The organism is Ferrovibrio sp. GW821-FHT12E11 (genome assembly GCF_058806975.1).
This window is the reverse complement of record NZ_JBXAQG010000001.1, coordinates 2,045,358-2,063,819: the sequence shown is the minus strand read 5'-3', so window position 1 is coordinate 2,063,819 and position 18,462 is coordinate 2,045,358. Positions and strand designations below refer to the sequence as shown.

17 protein-coding genes are annotated in these 18,462 nt (G+C 66.0%); 6 read left to right on the top strand and 11 right to left on the bottom strand.

Annotation, left to right across the window (positions count from 1 at the left end):
- Positions 1 to 189: 189 nt before the first annotated feature.
- Together AC1ROT_RS10215 and AC1ROT_RS10210 are read left to right on the top strand one after the other, a co-directional pair.
- The gene (locus tag AC1ROT_RS10215; RefSeq protein WP_492998824.1) at positions 190 to 1,779 is read left to right on the top strand and encodes an MDR family MFS transporter; all 1,590 of its coding nucleotides are present in this window, start codon (positions 190 to 192) and stop codon (positions 1,777 to 1,779) included.
- Between the two features lie 95 nt (positions 1,780 to 1,874).
- Positions 1,875 to 3,113, top strand: a complete 1,239-nt coding sequence (locus AC1ROT_RS10210; RefSeq protein ID WP_492998822.1) for a glycoside hydrolase family 2 TIM barrel-domain containing protein — start codon at positions 1,875 to 1,877, stop codon at positions 3,111 to 3,113.
- A gap of 70 nt (positions 3,114 to 3,183) precedes the next feature.
- On the opposite strand, the gene AC1ROT_RS10205 is transcribed toward AC1ROT_RS10210, so the two are convergent.
- A complete protein-coding gene (locus AC1ROT_RS10205; protein WP_492972322.1) occupies positions 3,184 to 3,663 on the bottom strand; it encodes a chemotaxis protein CheW in 480 nt (159 codons plus the stop codon).
- 1 nt (position 3,664) lies between these two features.
- Positions 3,665 to 5,758: a methyl-accepting chemotaxis protein gene (locus AC1ROT_RS10200; protein WP_492998820.1), complete on the bottom strand. Its 2,094-nt coding sequence runs from the start codon at positions 5,756 to 5,758 to the stop codon at positions 3,665 to 3,667.
- 348 nt (positions 5,759 to 6,106) lie between these two features.
- Here AC1ROT_RS10200 and AC1ROT_RS10195 point away from each other — a divergent pair, with 348 nt between their 5' ends.
- Complete coding sequence (locus AC1ROT_RS10195) at positions 6,107 to 7,078, top strand: Gfo/Idh/MocA family protein (RefSeq protein WP_492998818.1); 972 nt, start codon at positions 6,107 to 6,109, stop codon at positions 7,076 to 7,078.
- Between the two features lie 215 nt (positions 7,079 to 7,293).
- The gene (locus tag AC1ROT_RS10190) at positions 7,294 to 7,473 is read left to right on the top strand and encodes a DUF1328 family protein (protein WP_492972325.1); all 180 of its coding nucleotides are present in this window, start codon (positions 7,294 to 7,296) and stop codon (positions 7,471 to 7,473) included.
- 197 nt (positions 7,474 to 7,670) lie between these two features.
- On the opposite strand, the gene AC1ROT_RS10185 is transcribed toward AC1ROT_RS10190, so the two are convergent.
- Both AC1ROT_RS10185 and AC1ROT_RS10180 read right to left on the bottom strand, forming a co-directional pair.
- Entirely contained in the window at positions 7,671 to 7,829 is a 159-nt protein-coding gene (locus AC1ROT_RS10185) for a hypothetical protein (RefSeq protein ID WP_492972326.1), read from the bottom strand.
- Positions 7,826 to 8,476, bottom strand: a complete 651-nt coding sequence (locus AC1ROT_RS10180) for a ferritin-like domain-containing protein (RefSeq protein WP_492998817.1) — start codon at positions 8,474 to 8,476, stop codon at positions 7,826 to 7,828. The genes AC1ROT_RS10185 and AC1ROT_RS10180 overlap by 4 nt, the downstream gene beginning before the upstream one ends.
- A 121-nt stretch (positions 8,477 to 8,597) precedes the next feature.
- Here AC1ROT_RS10180 and AC1ROT_RS10175 point away from each other — a divergent pair, with 121 nt between their 5' ends.
- On the top strand, positions 8,598 to 9,629 hold the full coding sequence (locus tag AC1ROT_RS10175; protein ID WP_492998815.1) for an LLM class flavin-dependent oxidoreductase: 1,032 nt from the start codon (positions 8,598 to 8,600) through the stop codon (positions 9,627 to 9,629).
- Here the strand turns inward: AC1ROT_RS10175 and AC1ROT_RS10170 are convergent.
- From AC1ROT_RS10170 to AC1ROT_RS10140, 7 genes are all read right to left on the bottom strand, one after another.
- A complete protein-coding gene (locus tag AC1ROT_RS10170; protein ID WP_492998813.1) occupies positions 9,626 to 9,856 on the bottom strand; it encodes a hypothetical protein in 231 nt (76 codons plus the stop codon). The two genes, AC1ROT_RS10175 and AC1ROT_RS10170, sit on opposite strands and share 4 nt — an antisense overlap.
- 40 nt (positions 9,857 to 9,896) lie before the next feature.
- Positions 9,897 to 11,039: a DNA topoisomerase IB gene (locus AC1ROT_RS10165; RefSeq protein ID WP_492998811.1), complete on the bottom strand. Its 1,143-nt coding sequence runs from the start codon at positions 11,037 to 11,039 to the stop codon at positions 9,897 to 9,899.
- 3 nt (positions 11,040 to 11,042) lie between these two features.
- Entirely contained in the window at positions 11,043 to 11,477 is a 435-nt protein-coding gene (locus AC1ROT_RS10160) for a low affinity iron permease family protein (RefSeq protein WP_492998809.1), read from the bottom strand.
- 89 nt (positions 11,478 to 11,566) lie between these two features.
- Positions 11,567 to 12,322, bottom strand: a complete 756-nt coding sequence (locus AC1ROT_RS10155) for a hypothetical protein (RefSeq protein ID WP_492998807.1) — start codon at positions 12,320 to 12,322, stop codon at positions 11,567 to 11,569.
- An 18-nt stretch (positions 12,323 to 12,340) separates the two neighbouring features.
- Positions 12,341 to 12,823 carry a hypothetical protein gene (locus tag AC1ROT_RS10150; RefSeq protein ID WP_492998806.1) on the bottom strand — a complete coding sequence of 161 codons (483 nt, stop codon included), beginning with the start codon at positions 12,821 to 12,823 and terminating at the stop codon, positions 12,341 to 12,343.
- Positions 12,824 to 12,970: 147 nt separating this feature from the next.
- Complete coding sequence (locus tag AC1ROT_RS10145; protein WP_492998804.1) at positions 12,971 to 14,845, bottom strand: AsmA family protein; 1,875 nt, start codon at positions 14,843 to 14,845, stop codon at positions 12,971 to 12,973.
- A gap of 2 nt (positions 14,846 to 14,847) precedes the next feature.
- The gene (locus AC1ROT_RS10140) at positions 14,848 to 16,128 is read right to left on the bottom strand and encodes an FAD-dependent oxidoreductase (RefSeq protein ID WP_492998803.1); all 1,281 of its coding nucleotides are present in this window, start codon (positions 16,126 to 16,128) and stop codon (positions 14,848 to 14,850) included.
- A 146-nt stretch (positions 16,129 to 16,274) separates the two neighbouring features.
- Here AC1ROT_RS10140 and AC1ROT_RS10135 point away from each other — a divergent pair, with 146 nt between their 5' ends.
- Complete coding sequence (locus AC1ROT_RS10135) at positions 16,275 to 18,461, top strand: tetratricopeptide repeat protein (protein WP_492998801.1); 2,187 nt, start codon at positions 16,275 to 16,277, stop codon at positions 18,459 to 18,461.
- Position 18,462: the final 1 nt, after the last annotated feature.

The window sequence follows — 18,462 nt, the reverse complement described above, 5'->3', positions numbered from 1 at the left end:
GCACGCTAACCGAAGCGGCCCGGTCAAACTAGGCCGTAACGGTTGGAAAACGATGACACCCGGGCCGTGGCGAAATGCCGCCTTGTCAGGGTGGCCGGGCAGGTCTAGTAGAACGTATACGACGTTTTCCCCCGGCGACGCAGCCTTTCCGGCGCCGTCATCCCGTCGCTCTTCTTCCTTGGCCTGCCCATGACCAGCCAGCCGCCGCCCGCCGACCCGGTTCCGGGTCCAGTCGCTTTCAGTCACCAGGAAAAGATCGTCATCCTGTTCGGCCTGATGCTGGGCATGTTCCTGGCGGCGCTGGAGCAGACCATCATCGCCACGGCGCTGCCCGGCATCGCCGCCGACCTGCGCGATGCCGAACATCTGAGCTGGGTGGTCTCGGCCTATCTGCTCACCTCGACGGCGGCGACGCCGATCTACGGCAAGCTCTCCGATCTCTATGGCCGCAAGCATATGCTGCAGGTGGCCATTGCCATCTTCCTGGTCACCTCGCTGCTCTGCGGCCTCGCCACCACGATGAAGGAGCTGATCCTCTATCGCGCGCTGCAGGGCCTGGGCGGCGGCGGCCTGCTGGCCATGGCCCATGCCACGATCGCCGATGTGGTCAGCCCGCGCGAACGCGGCCGCTACCAGGGCTATATCGCCAGCGTCTTTGCCGTGGCCAGCGTGGCCGGCCCGGTGCTGGGCGGCCTGTTCACCGAACATCTGGGTTGGGCCTGGATCTTCTGGATCAACCTGCCCTTCGGCCTTGCCGCGCTGATCGTGGCGCAGAAGACGCTGCAGCGTCTGCCGGTGAAACGGCTGCGCCACCGGATCGACTATGCCGGCGCGGTGCTGATCGTCTCGGCCGTATGCTGCCTGCTGCTGGTCACCACCATGGGCGGCAACGAGGTGGCCTGGGATTCGCCGGTGATCTTCGGCCTGGCCACCGCCACCCTGCTGCTGTTTGCGCTCAGCATCTGGCAGGAACGCCGGGCGCCCGAACCAATCCTGCCGCCGCGGCTGTTCCGCAATGCCAACTATGTCACCGCCATGACCTCCAGCACGCTGCTGGCCATGGTGATGATCGGCGGGCTGGTATTCATGCCGCTGCTGCTGCAGATGGTCTACCAGATGTCGCCGGGCGATGCCGGGCTGATGCTGATCCCGCTTACCGTTACCTCGGTGGCCGGCGCCATCACCGCCGGCCAGCTCGTCAGCCGCACCGGCCGCTATAAACGCTTCCCGCTGCTGGGCCTGGGCTTCGTGCTGGCGGCGATGCTGCTGCTGGCCACGCTCTCGGCCACCACACCGCTCTGGCTGGCCGGTCTGTATATGGCGATGGCGGGTTTCGGCATCGGCCTGTTCATGCCGGTGATGCTGATCTCGGTGCAGAATACCGTGGAATACCGCGACCTCGGGGTCGGCACCGCGTCGGTTTCCTTCTTCCGCTCGATGGGCGGTTCCTTCGGCGTGGCGCTGTTCAGCGCCGTGCTGCTCGGCCGGCTCGATTATCTGCTGCGGCTGCTGCCCGGCCATGAGGCGCTCGGCCCGGCGCCGGCGGTGCAGCTGCTGCGGGCCGGCACCACGGCGCTGGCCTCCACCCCGGCAACCCTGCGGCCGGGCGTGCAGGCCGCCATCACCGGCGCCTTCCAGGCCACCTTCCTGATTGCCGCGGCGATTGCAGCGCTCGCCCTGATCGCCATCGTCCGGTTGCGCGAGACACCGCTGCGCTCCGGTCCGGTGCCATCCGCCGCGCAGGACCCCGCCGCCAGCGTCGGCGCCCCCGCAGACTGACCCTGCGCGGCGGATGGCCCGGAAGTCTCCGGGTTTTGCACAGGCCTTGCGCAAAGCGCTTGCATGCGGCGACGCATCTGGGCATGAGTCACGCCATGCCGCGCTTCTTATCCGTCCTGTCCTGTGCCGCCGCGCTTGTGCTGGCGACTGTGCCCCCCGTGTCTGCCGCCAATGTGGTTGTCGAACGCGACGCCATCCTGGTCGATGGCAAGCCCTTCGTCGCCGTCGGTGCCGCCGGCCAGAGCCGTTTCGGCCTGCTCAAACAGCTGGGCGCCACCACCATCCGCACCTATGGCGACGAGACCGGCTACGTGCTGGACGAGGCGCAGAAAAACGGCCTGATGGTGATTGCCGGCTTCTGGATGGAGCATCCGCGCCGCGGCTTCAATTACCGCGATCTGGCCCAGGTCGGGCCGCAGTTGCAGAAGCTCACCGACTTCGTCAACCGCTACAAAAACCACCCCGCCCTGCTGATGTGGGGCATCGGCAACGAGGTCGAGTCCGAGCTGAAGGACGACACCGATGTCTGGCCGGCGCTCGAGGAAGCGGCGCGTGTGGTGCGCCGCCTCGATCCGCATCACCCCACCATGGCGATCCTGGCCGAGACCGGCACCGACAAGATCGTCAAGCTGCGCAAGCATGCCCCCAGCATCCAGGTGCTCGGCGTGAATTCCTATGGCGACTCCCTGCCTTCGCTGCCCGGACGCGTGCGGGCGCAGGGCTGGCGCGGCCCGCTGATCGTCACCGAGATGGGCCCGATGGGCCAGTGGCAGGCCAAACGCACGCCGTGGAATGCGGCGGTCGAGCCGAGCAGCGACGAGAAGGCGGCGATGCTGTCGCGCTGGTTCACCGCGTTGCAGCCCGAGGTGCAGGGCCAGATCGTCTTCTACTGGGGCCAGAAGCAGGAAGTGACGCCGACCTGGCACAGCCTGCTGCTGCAGGGCGGCGAATATACCAGAACCGCTGAAGCGATGGCGGCGGCCTGGGGCGGCAACACGCCCGCCGGCAACCGCGCGCCGCGCATCGCGCTGTTCCGCTTTCCCAATGGCGAGGAATGGAACAAGGACCAGGTGGCGCGCGCTGAGATCGCGGTCGACGATCCCGATGGCGATCCCTTCGGCGTGGTCTGGCAGGTGATGGCCGAAAGCACCGATCTGCGCACCTCGGGCGATGCCGAACAGGTGCCGCCGGTCTTCCCGCAGGCGGTGCGCGAGCCCGGCCCCAAGGGCGCGGCGATCAGCGGCCTGCAGCCCGGCAACTACCGCCTGTTCGTTACCGTGCGCGACGGCAAGGGCGCGGCGGCCACGGCCAACCTGCCCTTCCGGGTGAAGTAACGCCGGATCATAAAAAAGGCGGGCTCTGAGGCCCGCCTTTTCCATCAGCGTCTGGGGAACGCTTAAAGCTTTACGCTGCGGCTTCCAGCAAGGGCGTGTCGACGGCATCGATCGCGGCCACGGTCTTGCCCTCGACCAGGCGGTCGAGGTCGATCAGCGACACCATACGCTCCTCGCGCGCGGCCAGCGCGGTGAGGAAGCCGCGCTCCACATCCATCGCCGTCGCCGGCACCGGCTGCAGTTCGCCATCCTCCAGCGAGACGATATCTGACACCGCATCGACGAGCAGGCCGTAGAAGCCGGCCTTCGCCTCCACCACGATCACCACATGGATCGCAGTCGGCTCGGTGGCTTCCGCATTCAGGCGGATACGCAGGTCGAAAATCGGAATCACCTGACCGCGCAGATTGATGATGCCGCGCACACTGGCGGGCGCGTTGGGTAGCGGGGTCTCCCGCGTCCAGCCGCGGATCTCGCGTACGCTCAGGATGTCGATGCCGTAATCCTGGCCCGAGATGGCGAAGGTCAGGTACTCGTGTCGTTCAGTCATCTCAGAATTCCTCCCAGGTGTCGTCTTCCGCCTTCAGGGCGGTGTTGCCCGCCACCGGCGGCCGTTTGGCCTTCGGTGCGGCAACGGCCGGCGCCTTCGCCTTGGTCGCCGTGAAAGCCGTGGCGGCGGCTAGCTTGGCCGCGGTCACCTTCACCACATTGGTGGCGGCCGGTACGGCATTGTCATTTCCCGTGCGGAAGAAGCCGACCAGCTGCGCCAGTTCCTGCGCCTGACCAGACAGCGCCTGGGCCGCGGCTGAGGTTTCCTCCACCAGCGCGCCGTTGCGCTGGGTGGTCTCGTCCATGCTGGCTACCGCAGTGTTGATCTGGTCAAGGCCGGTGGCCTGCTCACGCGAAGCGGCGGCGATCTCGGCGACGATATCGGCCACTTTCTTCACCGCGCCGACGATCTCGTCGAGCGAGCTGCCGGTCTGCTGCACCAGGGCGGCGCCGCTGCGCACCTGCGCATTCGACTCCTGGATCAGGCCCTTGATGTCCTTCGACGCCGAGGCCGAGCGCTGCGCGAGACTGCGCACTTCCTGTGCCACCACGGCAAAGCCCTTGCCGGCCTCGCCCGCACGTGCGGCTTCGACGCTGGCATTCAGCGCCAGCAGGTTGGTCTGGAAGGCGATTTCGTCGATCAGGCCGACGATGTCGCTGATCTTCTGCGCGCTGGCTTCAATGCCGTTCATCGCGGTGACGGCATCGCGCACCACGCTGCCGCCCTTTTCGGCGGTGCCGCGCGCCACCGAGGCGAGCTGATTGGCGGCCTGGGCGTTGTCAGCATTCTGCTTCACGGTGGCCGTGATCTCATGCATCGAGGCAGCGGTCTCTTCGATCGAGGCAGCCTGGCTTTCCGTGCGCTGGGCCAGATCCTGGCTGCCCGCAGAGATTTCGCCCGAGGCGTCGCGCACCGCAGAAGACGCGCCGCGCAGACGGCCGGCGAAATCCTTCAGGGTGGAGGCCATGCGGTTGACGCTGTCCTTAAGCGCACCGAACACGCCGTTGTAGTTGCCTTCGACATTGCGGGTCACATCGCCATCGGCCAGCGCCGCGGTGATGGTGTCCAGCTCGCCGGTCATCGACTGCAGCATGCCGGCTAGGCCGTTCAGCTTCTGGCTCATGGTCAGCAGGAAGCCGTCCTTGTTGCCTTCGTTCAGGCGGGTCTGCAGGTCGCCGGCGGCGATCTTGTCGCAGAGATCGGAAATCTCGGCAATCGCCGCACGTTCGCGGGCCTCGCGGGCTTCGCGGTCGGCGGTCTGCTTCTGGCGGTCAGCCTCGATCTGGGCTTCGGCCTCGGCGCGGGCCACCATGTTGTCCTTGAAGACCTGCACGGTCTTGGCCATGGCGCCGATCTCGTCGTGGCGGGCGGCGCCATCCACGGCAACCTGCAGTTCGCCATCGGCCAGCTTGCGCATGGTGCCGGTGATGCCGGTGATCGGACGGGTGATGGTGGCGATGACGATCAGGGCGGCCAGCAGAACAGCGGCCAGCAGGCCAATGGCCGTGGTCCAGATCATGGTCGGGCGCTGCACCTGATAGAAGTCGGTCAGCTGATCGTTCATGGTGTCGACCGCTTTGGCATTGCGCTCGGAGGCGTTGCGCAGGGTCTCGATCACGTCGTCGCGCTGCTTCAGCACGGCGGGCGAGCGGCCGATCTCGCGGGCGGCGTCGACGCCGTTTTCGGTCGCGGCCTTGATGATGGCGCGACGATTGGCGAAATAGCTCTGCAGCGGCGCTTTGACGCTCTCGCCGAAGGTCTTCTGGGTTTCCGGCGGCAGCAGCTTTTCCCAGCCGACCAGGATTTTTTCGATGGCAACAATCTCAGCTTCCATATTGTTGCCATACTGCCGGATCAGCTCCGGGGTGCCGGCCGCGTAGATTTCCATGGTGATGGCGCGGGTGGTGACGATGCGGCCCATGACGCGCTCGCTGATCAGCGCGCGTTCGGACAGCGACGACATCTGGTTGCTCTGGGTCTCGTAGCGGTCCATCGAGAAGATGCCCATCCAGCCGATGCCGATGGTGAGGGCTGCCATGATGGCGATGACGAGATAGATACGGGGGCCGATCTTCAGCCGCGGAACGAGGCGCATAACAGTCTCCTGGCGCGACCCCCTGCAAGGCGGATCGCCTGTGTCATTTCGGTTTGACTGAGACCGCGGCGGTTGCGGCGCCGGTATCATGCGGCCGCTGCACGGTCAGTGCGGAAGGCGCTCCCTTCCCGCGGGATCGCTGCGTCCGGTGTAAATCGGCGCGTGGCAGTTGTGGCGTTAAAATCCGGTAATGCCCAATGCAATTATCAGCATCCGGGTATGCATTGGCTGCATCGCGGTTTGACATGCGAAGACAACCGGGATTGCAGGACTACAGGTAGTGGTCAAACCCGGCGGCCTGCATATAATGCCGTCCTCCCGGACCATTATTCCCGAAAGCAAAGCGTCATGGCAGTTCGTCTCGGCATCATTGGTTACGGCATCATGGGCGAGCGCCTGCTGCGCGCCGCCATCAATCATGATCCGGCCGTGCTCACCGTCGCCGGCGTCTGGGACCCTGCCGCCGGTGCCATGCAGCGCCTGGCCGCCGAGCTGCCGCAGGTTGCACGGCTCGATTCTGCTGCTGCCACGATTGCGGCCTGCGATTGCCTCTACATCGCCTCGCCGCCGGCCTCGCATATGGGCTATGCGCGCGACGCCTTTGCCGCTGGCAAAGCCGTGTTCTGTGAAAAGCCGCTGGCCATCAATGTGGCCGAGGCCGAAGCCTTTGTCGCCGAAGCCGAGAAAACCGGGGCCCGCGCCGGTATCAATTTCCCCTTCGCCTCGTCCTTCGCGGTCGATCAGCTGCGCGCTTGGATGAAAGACGGCGCCACCGGCCCGGTGGAGCGGATCGAGATCGAGATCGGCTTCGCCGCCTGGCCGCGGCCCTGGCAGGTCGATGCGGTGAACTGGCTGGATGCCCGCGCCCAGGGTGGGTTCGCCCGCGAGGTCGGCTCGCATTTCCTGTTCCTGGCGCGCCGCCTGTTCGGGCCTCTTCAGTTGAAGTCTCACAGTGTCGCCTATCCGGAAGCCGGCAAATCCGAGCGCAGCATCGGCGCCGTGCTGCTGGCGGGGACGCTGCCGGTCACCGTGGATGGCGTGGTCGGCCAGACCGACAAGCCCGACCACAACCTTTTCACCATCATCGGGCCGAAGGGCCGCATCCGTCTGCGCGACTGGTCGATTGCCGAGAAGCTCGACGCCGATGGCCAGTGGCGCGAGGCGGCCGATGCCCTGCCGAACGAAAAGATGCGGCCCCTGGTACTGAAGCGCCAGCTCGACAAGGTGGCGGCGCTGACCGGCGGCGGGGTGCAGGATCTGGCGACCCTGCGCGAGGCGGCCGAGGTGCAGCGGGTGGTCGAAACCGTCCTGAAAGCCTGATTTCAGTCTAAGTATTTGTAAATATTGTAAATCCGGCTGCCTGTGGCCGCCGGCTGCCGCGCCGTTGTGACCCGCCTGTCACAGCTTTCTCCCGGTTTTCTCCCGGCGGGCTGTGCAACCAAAGCCCCGGCCCCCCGTTTCTTTTGCAACTGCCCGCCGCGATGCCTGCCCTGATTGAGGACGGCCTGACGGGCGCAAAAGAGGAGTACCCACCCATGCTGTATTGGGCCCTGATTTTCTTCATCCTGGCGCTGGTCGCCGGCCTGTTCGGTTTCGGCGGCATTGCCGCCGCCTCGGCCAGCATCGCCCAGATCCTGTTCTTCATCTTCCTGGTGGTCTTCGTGGTCAGCCTGATCGCGCATCTGATCACCGGTCGCCGACCCCCGCTGGCCTAGGGCTGTTACGCCTCCGGCCACGGCCGGCTCCGGTTCGTCCCCCCGTCCGGAGCCGGCAGAATTCCTGCCGAGTCTGAGTGTTTCTTTCCTCTGTAGGTCCTTCCCCCCAACTCAGCGGATGTCGCCAGACGTCCGCTATTTTTTTTGCCCGACATGACAAACGGCGCCCGGTGTTTCTCCGGGCGCCGTTTGCGGCTTCAAACCTTTTCGGGCCAGACCTTTTCGGGAATGGGCGGGTTGAGCGGCGGCAGATGCTCGGGCGGCTCTTCCGGTTCGCGCACCGGCGGCGGTTCCTTCAGGGGCGGCGGAATCCCCGGCTCGGCCGGCGGATCGACCGGCACCTGCTGCAGACTCACCACCGCTTATACCGGCGACCGGCCAGGGCGGCCGCGAACAGGGCTCCCGCCATCACGGCCAGGCCCGTCACCAGCATCGGCCGCTGCTTGGCTGCCGCGATCACGCTGTTGGCGGTGGCGGCGAGGCCATGGCGCATCTCCTGCGGGGTGCGCTCGGCCATGGCGGCATAGTAGTCGCGGGCCCGCCGCGCCGCGCGATGCTGCGCCTGCAGCAGACGACGCAGTTCATAAGGCAGATCGAGCACCAGCACCTCGTCGTAGGTTTCCTCGAATGCGCTTTCGCCGCGCGCCACCTCTTCCAGGATGGCGCGGCGGTCGTTGCGGGACAGCATGGATTTCGCCCCGATGAACAGGCGATGCAGCGCACCCAGCGACGAGCCGCCCGTGCCGGGTTCGGCGCCCAGGCCGCGCAGGGCATTGTCGATATCCACGGCCATGGCGCGACGCTCCTCCGCCATCGCGGCGAATTCCTCGACCAGGTCCTCGTCCTGCGCCTGGTCGGCAGCCTTGGCGTAGCCGGCCTGCGAGTCATGGCAGCGCTGGCCAAGCAGCGTCAGCAGTTCGACAACACGCTTGTCGGCAGGTGTGAGCGGCATGGTGCCGCCGCGGCTTTCGGTGCGGGATTCGATGGAACGCAATTCTGCCATGTCATGGCCTCCTTGTTTTCTGTCCGGGATACCCCATAACAACCCTTCGGACCGCTTGGTGTTCCAGAGTCTGGCAAGATGCCGCCTTGCCGGTCTGGTCCGGCTGCGCTAGATGCGGAGGATGACCCAGCCCGATCTGCGCCTCTCTGTTCTCGACCAATCCACCGTTGCCGTCGGCAGGACCGAGGACGCCGCCATCCGCGATACCGTCGCGCTGGCGCAGCATGCCGAGGCGCTGGGTTACGACCGCTTCTGGGTCTCCGAACACCATAACCATGCCAGCATCGTCGGCACCGCACCCGAAGTGCTGCTGGCGGCGCTGGCGATGCGGACGCAGCGTATCCGGCTCGGCTCCGCCGGCGTGATGCTGCCGCATTATTCCGCCCTGCATGTGGCCGAGCAGTTCCGCATCCTCGATGCGCTGGCGCCCGGCCGGATCGATCTCGGCGTCGGCCGCGCGCCGGGCTCTGACGGCCGCACGGCGGTGGCGCTCAATCCGAACGGTGACGGTGGCGAAGGTTTCCCGGCCCAGGTGCGCGACCTGCTGCACTGGCTGCATGGGCTGGAGCTGCCCGATGGCCATCGCTTCCGCGCGATTGCCGCCCATCCGATGACTCCGGCCAGTGCGCCCGACCTGTGGATGCTCGGCTCGTCGGATTACGGCGCCCAGCTCGCCGCCGTTTTCGGTCTGCCCTATTCATTCGCCCATTTCATCACCGACGGGCGCGGTGCCGACCAGGCGCTGGAGCTGTATCGCCGCAACTTCAAGGCCACGGCCTTCGGCGACACGCCGCGGGCCAATCTGTGCATCTGGGCGCTGGCTGCCGATACCGAAGAGGAAGCGCGGCATCTGTTCCGCACGCGGGCGCGCTGGAAGCTGGACCGCAATCAGGGGAAGCTGGGCCCGCTGCTGGCGCCCGACGACGTGCGGCCATTCACGGCGGCCGAAGAGGCAGAGGTGGAAGCGTTGTGGGCGCGTAGTTTTGCCGGTTCAGCCAAGCAGGTGGCGCAAAAGCTGCGCAGCTATGCCGCGCAAATGCAGCTCGACGAGATCGTCATCCTGACCTGGACCCACAGCCAGGATGTGAAGCGCCGCAGTTACGAACTGCTGGCGCGCGAATTCAACCTCTCGGAAAAATCCGCCGCCGCCTAGCCGCGACCCTGGCGCATCGCCAGCGTGAAGGCGACGCGCGCCTCGCGCATGGCCAGCGGGCGCACCGCGCGTTCCATGGCATCGGAATGCAGGCGCTTGGCCCGGATATAGGCGATGTCGTAATCGCCTTCGGCATTGTCATACATCGACACCACATAGTCGTCGTTCTCGACGATCTTGGCGGCGGCATCGACGGTCCAGTCGAGAATCTGAATCTGGGTCTGCATGGGAGGCACTCCTTTTTGTCCGTGCGGCCTGATGTGACGCTCAGGCCTCGGGCCGGGGTGCTGAAGAATAAGATCGGCCATCCATGGAACGCTGTGACAGCCGTTGAGTTCCGCTGCGATGCGGCTGTTTTTTCGTCACAGTTTTGCGCGGTTTGGCCGCGATGAAGCGCAGCACCGCCCATTCCTCCGGACGCAGACCGCTGGCTTCTGCGGGGGATTCCGCCGGAATAGCCAGGCGATGCCGGCCCATCATGTAGCCTTCGATCACCACCGGGTGGATGTAGCATTTGCGACAGATCGCCACGGTGTTGCCCAGCCTGGCGCTCACCTGGGTCAGGGCGGCGCGCAGGTTGCGCTTGGCGACGCGCTGGCTCGGCGGCGCGGCAAAGGCCTGCAGCGTCAGCGCGGCCAGCACCGTGCCGGCCCAGGTGCGAAAATCCTTCGCCGTGATATCGGCGCCGCTGATCTCGCGCAGGTAAGCGTTCACATCGGCCGAGCTGACGCTCTGCACGATGCCGTCGTCGTCGCGGTAGCGGAACACTTCCTGTCCCGGCAGGTCCTGGCAGGCGCGGATCACGTTCAGCACCCGGCGGTCATGCAGCTGCAGGTCCCAGCTCTTGCCGCTCTTGCCCATGAAGCGGAAACGCAGCACGCCGCGCTCGATCTTCACATGGCGGCGATGCAGGGTGGTTAGGCCGTGGCTGCCGTTCTGCGTCGCATAATCGGCATTGCCGATGCGGATCAGCGTGGTTTCCAGCAGATGCACGATGGTGCCCAGCACCTTGTCGCGCGGCAGGCCTTTCAGGGCCATGTCGGCGCTGACGCGGGCGCGGATGGCCGGCAGCAGGCGGGCGAAAGCCGGCAGCGCCTCGTATTTGCCGCTTTCGCGCAAAGAGCGGAAATCCGGATGGTAGACATACTGCTTGCGGCCGCGCGCATCGCGGCCCGTGGCCTGGATATGGCCGTTCTGCTGAGCGCAGATCCATACATTCTGCCAGGCCGGCGGGATCGCCAGGCTGCGGATGCGCTGCAGGGTTTCGCGGCAGTCCAGGCGCGCGCCGTCGCGGGTGCTGTAGGCAAAGCCCTTGCCATGGCGGCGGCGCAGGATGCCGGGCGCGGCGTCGCTCACATAGCGCAGGCCGGCTTCGGCGGCGGCATCCTGGGGAGTGAGCGGCAGCAGCATGGCTCAGGCCTTCGCTTTGCTGGCGGGTTTGGTTTTGCGCGCGCCAGCGGCCAGCTTCTCGTAGGTGGCACGGAATTTCTCCAGCTCCTCCTCGGTCAGCTCTTCCAGATCGAGCAGGGAGTTATGCGCTTTTGCGTTGGCCCGGATCAGTTCGTCCAGCTTGATCTGCATGGCGACGGAATCGCGGTTCTGGGTGTTCTGGATCAGGAAGACCATCAGGAAGGTGACGATCGTCGTGCCGGTGTTGACGGTGAGCTGCCAGACTTCGGAATAGTCCAGCATCGGACCAAGCGCGACCCAAGCCACGATACTCAGCAGCGCGAAGGCGAAAACCCATGGCGTGCCGGCGACATGGGCGGCCTTGCCGGCAAAGCGGGTGAACCAGCGGCTCGGGCCGGCGGTGCTGGGGGTTGGGGTGCGCGCGGGTTTCTCGGCCATGGCCAACTCAAACGCCATGCCCAAGCCGCGGTTCCGGAGGCTTCGTTAAGCCTCGGCGCCGGCAGGGATTTTTTTGAGCACCCGCCCGATCAGTTCAGCAATTGGGCCCGGCGCAGGGTATGCGGAATGCTCTGGCTCACCAGCAGGTCGAACATCTGGCGAATTTCTTCCTTATTCGCCGCCGCGGCTTCCCAGTGCTTTTGCAGCATGGGCCAGTTCGGGCCGCTGAGGGGCGAGCTGCCGGCCATGAAGGACATGGCGCTCGACTCATCCACCGGAATGGCCCGCATGTCGGCGGCGTAGGAATAATCCTTGCCGTCGATCACGGTCACGATATAGGCGGCATGCAGGCGGTGGTCGTTGCTGCTAATCACCTTCTGCAGCTTCATGATGCCGATGCCACCGCCGCTCTGATTGGTGCCGCGGACGGCGAAGCTGGCCGGCGTGATAACCAGATAGGCGTCCAGCTGTTCGGCGCCCATCAGGTTGCGCACCACCTCCTGCGCCGTCGGCGCATCGGGGGCGAACATGCCCTTCTGGCCCGGCCAGTATTTCGGTTGCGCCAGGAAGGCCTCGCGGTATTTGGTCAGATCGACCACTTCGTATTTTGCCGAGAGCGCCTGGATGGCCTTTTCGCTCAGCATGTCATCGGCGCCGAATTTGAGTTCCTCGGTCTTGGCCTCGTTGCCGAAAACAGTCACCCCGACCGCATTGAGGGCGAAGCTGTCGCCCATGGCCGACAACACGCCGATACGCTTGTAGGCGAGTGCCTTGTCCGGTGCGACCGGCTGGGTGGCGCAACCGATCAGCAGCAGGCAGGACACAAGTATGGCAGCAAAACGCATCTGAGGATTCCCGTGGTTTTACTTCTGCAGGACGCCGAGCGTGGCGCGACCCTGTACTTCGATTTTGTCACCGACGATCTGGCCGGTTCTGGTGTCTTCGATCCAGACGGCGGATCGGGTTTCACTCAGCATGCCCTTGACCATGTAAAGGCCGTCGGGTTCGGGCGTGAAGGCCACATCCCCGCTGACATGGAAGATCGGATTGATCAGTTCCTGGATCGGTGCGCCATACTGGGTGCGGCCGACAAGAGTCAGCAGCAGCGGCTGAGCCGGGATGTCGCGTTTGAGTACGGCCGGTGTCATGAAGAAGCCGCGGCCCTGATTGGCGCTGCGGGTGGCGGCCGCGCTGTCGTCAATCATCTTGCCGTCGACCTTCGACACGAAGAACATGTCGGCGCTGCTGCTGCCCTTCACGAGGGCGGAGTCGGAAATAGTGGCGCGCGGGCCGGTATAGCCGTCCGGGATCGGGTTATGGGTACAGGCGGCCAAGACCAGCAACATAAGCACAAGACTGCCGGACCGACGCATCCCACCATTCCCCTGAAAGTAACCGCCGACTGTTTTGGTAGCGCAGGTCGCGCGGCGCTCGCAAGAGGCTGAGCGATCTCCAGCGGACTTACTACTGTATGCGCGCGTGGCGCGCCGGCCTCAGCGCCAGCAGGGATTTTTCTGCGCCAGCGCGGCCATCTCGCCTTTCAGGGCCGGCAGCGGCAGGTCCGGCAGGGTGGCGTTGCGCTCGGGCGCGGCCTTGAGACCGCTGCCGTCCAGCGGCCCGGACAGCCGGATCGGAATGTCGAGCGCGAGGCTGCCGGTGGTCTTTGGATCGGACCGGATCAGCAGATCGATCTTCGGTTCGACCAGATTGAGGCTGCCGGCGCCGCGTATGGTCCCGCCATCGCTGCGCAGAGTCAGCGGCGCGATGCGGCCCTCGCCGTTCTTCAGGTCGATCACCGCCAGCAGGCAGCGCAGGCCGGTCGACTCATCCTTCTGGCGGAAGAGCGTGCGCAGATCGGCAGAGACCAGTTCGATCAGCGCGCGTGCGATACGGCCGTCCTGCAGCGCCAGCACGGTCTGGCCCTGCGCCGTCTTCATCGCCTGGCCCAGGGTCGGTCCCTGCGCGCTGAAGCTGGTCTGCAGATCCACAGGCCCGGCGAGCTGTCCGCTCGGCAGGCCCAGCATCGGCAGCAGCCGGTCGGCACTGGCACGAGCGATGCGCGCCGCCAGCACCAGCTTGCCGTCCTGTCCGCCGGAAGGTCCGCTGTTGGACTGGGCCGTCATGGTCGCCTGCAGCACGGCCTCGCCGCCGGCCAACTGCGCGGCCAACCGCTCGACATCGATGCGGCCCGGTTCCAGCGTGGCGGCGAAGGTGAGGGTTTCCGCCTGCCAGGGCCCATAGATGAAACGCTGGGCGCTGACCTGCAAATCCACCTGCGCCGTATCGGGCGCGGTCGGCGGCGGCAGTTTCACGCTGCGCCAGGCCGGGCCGGTCGCCTTGGCCTCCGGCACCGGTAGCAAAGGCGCCAGATCGAGGCGCGCAAAATCCAGCACGGCGCGGATGCGGTCGCTCTTGCCGCGTGCGCCTTCATGCAGCGTCATGTTGCCCTCGAAGGCATTGCCGCCGAGATCGCCGCTCAGGCCGTCCAGCTGCCATTGCTCGCCGGTATGAGTGAAGCCGCCGGCAAAGCGCAGCGGCACATCGCCCAGTCCGATGGCGGATTTGAAGATGCCGAGCAGCGCATCGAGCTTCGGCGCTTCCAGTGACAGCCGGCCCTGCACGTCCTCGAAATCCAGCGGCTCGTTGATCACGCCCTTGAAGTCCAGGCGTGCACTCGATGTCACGATGCCGAAACCGGCATCGAAGGGTTTCCCGGCATCGCGCAGCGTGTTGAAGGAGGCGGTCATGGCGCTCAGCTGCGCATCCGTGTCGTTGTAGCCGCCATCCAGCGTCAACGTCACCGGTGCATCCTCGTTCTGCGCCTGGATGGTCAGATCGTCCAGCGGGATCGACAGCCACTGGCCCGAGGAGGAGCGGTAGCACACCATGCCGCCGGTCAGCTTCATGTCGAGCAGGCTGGGAAACTGCGTGCGGTTCTTCGGTACCAGCGCCAGGCCGCCCTTGGCGGGAGCGCCATTGGAACTGCTGCTGCCGAAGGCCCAGTTGCCATGGCCCCTAGCGTCGCGCTCCAGCACCACGATCGGCTTGTCGACGCGCAGCTGGCGATAGACCACGCGGCCATCGAACAGCGCCTGGCGATCCACCTCGGCCTCCAGCGCCGCGATGGTGATCATATGCGTCGATTGCAAACCGTCAGGATTGGCCAGGGTCAGGTCGTGCAGGCGGATGCGCAGCGGATCGCCCCAGTGGATGCTGAGTTCGGCGAGGGTGACGCGCCGCTGCAGCAGATGGCTGGCAATGGCTTCCGCTGCCGCGCGTGGCCATAGCGCTACGGCGCCGAGACTGGCCAGGGTCAGCAGCAGCCCGAACGCCAGAACGGCGAGCCCGATTTTCAGCCATAAACGCATGGCTAATGAACGTCGGGGCTCTGCACACGTTCCCGCCGCGGGCCCAGGGCGATAAAGCGCGGCAGCAGGCCGCGGATCACCGGCAGGCGGGTGGCCAGTCTGAGCAGCCACGGCGCTCGCAGGGGGCCCTGGTCTGGTCCCTGGCCGCGCAGCACCCGGTTGAACAGGATGTCCTGGGCCCGCAGCTGGAAGCCCTGGATCATTTTCGTCGGCCATTCGCGCCGCGCCTGCACCTGGTCCAGCAGGCGGTCGGGCAGCGGGCCGTCGGCATGTTTCAGCGCGGCATGCAGGATATTGGCGGCGGCCACCGCATCCTGGATGGCGAGGTTAATGCCGACGCCGCCCACCGGCGACATCGCATGCGCCGCATCGCCGATGCACAGGAAGCCCGGCGCATGCCAGCGATGCAGGCGATTGATCTGCACCGACAGCAGTTTCAGATCGTCCCAGCTGGTGATCGCTGTCGCGAACCGCGCCGCGGCAAAGGGCACCAGGCGTGCGAGATCGGCATGCAGCGTCGGCAGGCCCAGCGCCTGCAGGGCCGCCAGGCTGCCTTTCGGAATCACATAGGCGCATTGCCAGTAATCGCCGCGGTCGATCATGGCGATCAGCTGGCCACGATCCAGCCGGCCGACCAGCTCATGGGGATCGCCGTCGCCGCGTGGCAGCCGGAACCAAAGCGCGTCGATGGGCGAGCCCAGGTCGATCACCGGCAAGCCGCTCTGGTGCCGCAATTCGGAATCGCGGCCATCGCAGGCGACGACCAGGTCGGCATGAATCTCCTCATAGCCTTGCGCCGTCTTCACGCGCACGCCACAGACTCGTCCATGTTCGCGCAGCAGCCCGTTGGCTTTAGCCTCCATGTGCAGGGTGAATTCGGGATAACGCTGCGCCTGCCGGGCGATGAAATCGAGGAAGTCCCATTGCGGCATGAAGGCGATGTATTTGCAGGCAGTGGGCAGGGTGCGGAAATCGCCAAGCGTGATTTCGTCTTTGCCGAAGCTGCCGCGCAGCGTCTGCGCCTTCTGGTGCGGCAGCTGCAGGAAGGCCTCCAGCAGGCCCAGCTCGCGCATCACTTCCAGCGTCGAGGTATGGATGGTGTCGCCGCGGAAGTCGCGGAAGAAGTCCTTGTGCTTCTCCAGCACGGTGACCTTGACGCCGGCGCGGGCCAGCAGCAGGCCCAGCATCATGCCGGCCGGGCCGCCGCCGGCAATCACGCAAGTGGTGCGACTGGCAGGAAGTGGCGCGGCGTCTGTGGCAAATGGCGTAGCGGCATCCGTCATGGCGGTACTTCGTTCGGGTCTGCAGGATAACGCAGATCAGCGCGCAACCGGGGCAGAATTATGGCCTGCCTGTCTGCGGCCGAGGCGCGATTGTGATCCGGCAGGGTCGCCGGTATGCTGCGGCGCAGGGGAATGCAGGATGGGTCATGTCGGCGAATAAGATTCTGATTCAGGCAGTCGAGGCCCATCAGGCCGGCCGGCTTGAGGAAGCGGAAAAGCTCTATCAGAAGACGCTGGCGCTGCGGCCCCGCGAGGCGACCGCCCTGCAGAATCTGGGCCTGCTGCTCTATGGCCGCGGCGAGCTCGACCAGGCGGCCAAGCTAATCCGCCGTTCCCTCACCGTCGATGCGAAACGCCCCGAGGCCTATAACAACCTCGGCACCATCCTGCGCACACAGGGCCAGTTCGACGAGGCCATTGCCGCTTTCCGCCAGGCCATTCGCCTGCAGCCCAACGAATCCGCCTATAACAATCTCGGCAATGCGCTGCGGGCGAAGGGCGATCTGGCCGGCGCGGTCGACTGCTACGAACGGGCCATTCGCATCCGGCCCGAATATTTCCAGTCCTATTATCATCTCGGCATCACCTGCCGCATCGCCGGCCGGCTGGACGAAGCCGTGGCCTGGCAGGAAAAGGCGCTGACCTACAATCCGGGCTTCGCGCAAGCGCAGGCGCATCTCGGCATCAGTCTGACCGACCTCGGCCGCCTCCCTGAAGCGGTCATCCGCTATCGCCAGGCCCTGGAGATCGCGCCGGCATTTTTCGAGGCCTGGAGCAATCTCGGCAACACCCTGAAGCGCATGAGCGACATCGCCGGCGCCGAAGCCGCCTATCGCGAGGCGCTGCGGCTCAAGCCCGATTTCATCAGCGCCCGCCTCAACCTCGGTACCCTGCTGGGCGAGTCCGCCCGGCACCAGGAAGCCATCGCCTGCTTCGAGCAGGTGGCATCCGAGGCGCCCGAGCAGGCCGCGGCCTGGGGCAAGCTGTCGTTCGAGCGGCGCTATATCTGCGACTGGCAGGATTTCGCTGCCATCGAAGCCAGGGTGCGCGACTTCGTGCGCGCCGGTCCCACCGACATCACCTGCTTCTCGCTGATTACGCTGGACACGACAGCGGAGGAACAGCTGCTCAGTGCGCGCCATTTCGCCGCGCCGATTACGGCTGCCGCCGTACGCCTGCCGCAGCAGTCGGCCCAGCGCCGCGATAAAATCCGCATCGGGTATCTCTCGGCCGACTACCATCCCCATGCCACCGCTTATCTGATGGCCGAACTGTTCGAGCGCCATGACCGCAGCCGCTTCGAGATTGCCGGCTATTCGCTTGGCGCGGATTCGGACACCGATATCCGTCGCCGCCTGGTCGCCGGCTTCGACCGTTTTGTCGATCTGCGGCCGCTGGCCCATGGTGCGGCGGCGCAGCGTATCCATGACGACGGCATCGACATTCTGGTCGATCTCAAGGGCTATACCCAGAATGCGCGCGCCGAAATCCTGGCCTGCCGTCCGGCGCCGGTGCAGGTCAACTATCTCGGCTATCCCGGCACCATGGGCGCGCCCTTCATCGACTATGTGATTGCCGACCGCTTTATTATTCCGCCGGCGCATCACGGGCAGTTCGACGAAAAAGTGGTGACGCTGCCGCACAGCTACCAGCCCAACGACACCAAGCGCGGAACGGCGGCCGTGCCGACGCGCGCCGCCTGCGGCCTGCCCGAGGAGGGCTTCGTTTTCTGCAGCTTCAACAATCCCTACAAGTTCACGCCGCAGGTCTTCGATATCTGGATGCGGCTGCTCGGCCAGGTGCCGGGCAGCGTGCTGTGGCTGCTGCACAGCACGCCGCTGGCCTCTGACAACCTGCGCCGCGAAGCACAGGCGCGCGGCATCGATCCTGCCCGGCTGGTCTTCGCGCCGGCCCTGGCGCTGCCGGCGCATCTGGCCCGTCAGGGTCTGGCCGACCTGTTCCTCGATACCTTCCCGGTCAATGCCCATACCACCGCTTCCGATGCATTGTGGAGCGGCCTGCCGCTGGTGACCTGCGCCGGCCGCACCTTCATCAGCCGTGTCGCCGGCAGCCTGCTGACCACCAGCGGGCTGTCCGAGCTGATCGCCGCCGATCTGCCGGCTTACGAGGCGCTGGCACTGGATTTGGCGCGCGATCCGGCCCGTCTCGCCGCGATCCGCCAGCGCCTGGCCGATGGTCGCGAGACGTCACCGCTGTTCGACATCGCGCGCTTCACCCGCAATCTTGAAGCCGCCTATGCGCAGATGTGGGAGCGCCATCTGGCGGGTCAGCCGCCGGCCCCCTTCGATGTGGCGGATCAGGGCGCAGCATGAC